A 2,436-nucleotide genomic window follows, 5' to 3' on the forward strand; every position below is an offset into this window, starting at 1 on the left:
TAGATATTGCCCAGATTCCCCATTACACTTGCTTCGCCAACACGATCGGCATTGGCTCTTGAAAGAATTAAGCGCTGCTGCTGATAGTCAATCGCTTGGTGATAGTCTCCCAGCAACCTGTAAACAACCCCCAGATTGCCTATTGCTATCCCTTCCCTATTGCGATCGCCTATTTTTTGTGCAATGGCTAAACCTTGTTGATAATACTTAATTGCTTGGCGATACAGTGCTAAAGCCGAGTAAGACCTACCTAGACTTATTGAAAAAACGACTTCCTGATTGAGACTTAATTTGCCCAACATTTTATTGTACAAACCAATCAGTTCGCTATCATAGCCCCAAGTTTGTAGTTGACAGTGTAATTCTTCCTTGCTTGGAGTATCAAGACGAGTAAAAAGGACTTTACTGCCTCTTTCCCAATCTTCTACCTCGCAGAGGTGATGAAACGCTTCTAGGTAGCCACGCACTTGTTTAATTGGGGGAGCATCTTGCAGTGGCTCATCTTTTTCTGTGAGGAAGTTTTCTACTGCTATGTAATGGTCAAGTTGCTCAATTGGAACTTCTTCTAAATTGATATTCCAACTAGCAAAAAGTAAAATTCCTGCTTCTTTAAAATTATTAGCCATACGACTAAGTATCAGTTTTTAAACTTTTTAGCAATAGATTACGGTGTTCTATTGCCAAACTACGAATTAAATTGTGCTGCCCAAGAACACGCTTCTTATTATGATTCAATGATTCTTCAACCAAGAAACGGTTACCCAGTTCCTCTAAAGCTCTATCTTGTCTGTTTTTAGCACAATCTTGTTTTTCTAAACGTTTTAGCCAGTAAACTAAATGCTTCAGCCAAAACTCTTCCTTTTCAGGAGCGCGATAAACTGAAGCAGCGCACAGTAAGATATAAGCGTCCTTGACATCTCTTGCCAATCTTTGAAATGCTATTTGCAAACGTTGTTTATTAACTTTTTCTCGAACTTGACGGGTAAGTTTATGTAGCTCCCATTCATCTTTATCTCCCAAAGTTTTTCCTTGCTCTGCTTCTGCTAAAGCTTTTTCCACATCTTCTATCTTTTGACGTGTATTTTCACGTTCATCATTCCAATATGCCTGCACATCCCCATTAAAAGGCTCACTCCAAATTTCCCCGATAATTACCCGCAAAACTAGAGGATGACCTTTATAGGCTCTACCAATTCGTATCAGCAGAGGTTGATTTAGTGAATCATCGCTGACATCTAATCCCGTTGTCTTAAACAATGCCGCCTGCTCGGATTCAGTTAATCCATATAAAACTACTTGATGCCAGAAATTTCTCCAACGGTCGTTTACCAACTTGACTGGGCGATCCTGGGACGTGATGATTAATCGGCTTTGACACGATTCTACTGACAATAAGCTGAGAAAGAACTTTTCCCACCACTCATCAGCAAAATCACCCCAGCCTTCTTCCTTATTTTCTGTCAGCAGTCTTTCTAGAGAATCAATTAGCACTAACACCTGATGTTGCCGCAGGTATGCCACCAACCTTTGCAACAATAGTTCTGGCTTATGTTCCTCTGGTAAAATTCGCTCTCCCCATTCCTCTAGCCATTGCTTAGCGACACTGGCAAATTCTGTGCTTTTTTCCTGGTAGTCAAAATTAGCTCGCTTGAACCTATTCTTCCAGTTCTCCCCGAACCAGTCTTGCATTTCTACTGCCAATTTTTCTGCCAAGGCAGTTTTACCAATGCCCGTCAGTCCCAGGATTAGCAAAAGACGACACGAACCACGAAGCTTTGTACTTAGTTCGTTAACTAGCTGCTCTCGACCTACCCAAGCATCATCATAGGAAAAAAAGTCTGGTCGAGAATCTGCTTGGAGCATTGGAGTATCATCGACAATGACTTCCCAGTTATTTATCCCGACAGCTTTACAAATAGCAACAAATACATCTCTATCAATTGGTATCCTTCGCCTAAACCGCTTTAGGGTTGCAACTGAAGTATTGGCAGCATCATACCAAGCAGGAGCTGTTGCGTTCCATCCTTTCTTTCGTCTTGCTTTATCAACAATTTCTAAACCTTGTTTCGATGCTTTGAGAGTAACCGCCATAGGGTGCTTCTCGCTTGTGTAGACATTCCTAAATAACTACTAATCCAAGTTTTAGCTTTTCGGAATTCTGTACCAGCCGATTTATGAAAATGAGACGCTTCTCCTACATATACTTTACAGGAGTAATTTTGAGGTTCAATCTTGGCTCATTTTTGATAGCAGTGGCAAGGATGAGCCGAAACTGCGGATTTTTCGCCCGTTTGGGTTAGGCATTCTAAAAGTATGGAAAGCAAAGTTGGCGCTAACAAGCTTCTCCTTATACCAAAGCAAAATTTTTTACGGGAGAAATATCATGCAATCTCAACTCGAACAGGCAATCCAAACGGGCGAACCAACCATCCTTGT

The 2,436-nt window shown here is 41.3% G+C and carries 2 protein-coding genes; both read right to left on the bottom strand.

From position 1 onward, the window contains the following. The coding region (locus tag WA1_RS51835; protein WP_148663123.1) for a tetratricopeptide repeat protein at window positions 1-626 on the bottom strand (626 nt) is incomplete at its 3' end. Between the two features lie 4 nt (window positions 627-630). After that, the gene (locus WA1_RS51840) at window positions 631-2,091 is read right to left on the bottom strand and encodes an AAA family ATPase (protein WP_017740914.1); all 1,461 of its coding nucleotides are present in this window, start codon (window positions 2,089-2,091) and stop codon (window positions 631-633) included. Window positions 2,092-2,436: the final 345 nt, after the last annotated feature.

The sequence above is a fragment of the Scytonema hofmannii PCC 7110 genome, from assembly GCF_000346485.2.
Taxonomy (GTDB): domain Bacteria; phylum Cyanobacteriota; class Cyanobacteriia; order Cyanobacteriales; family Nostocaceae; genus Scytonema; species Scytonema hofmannii.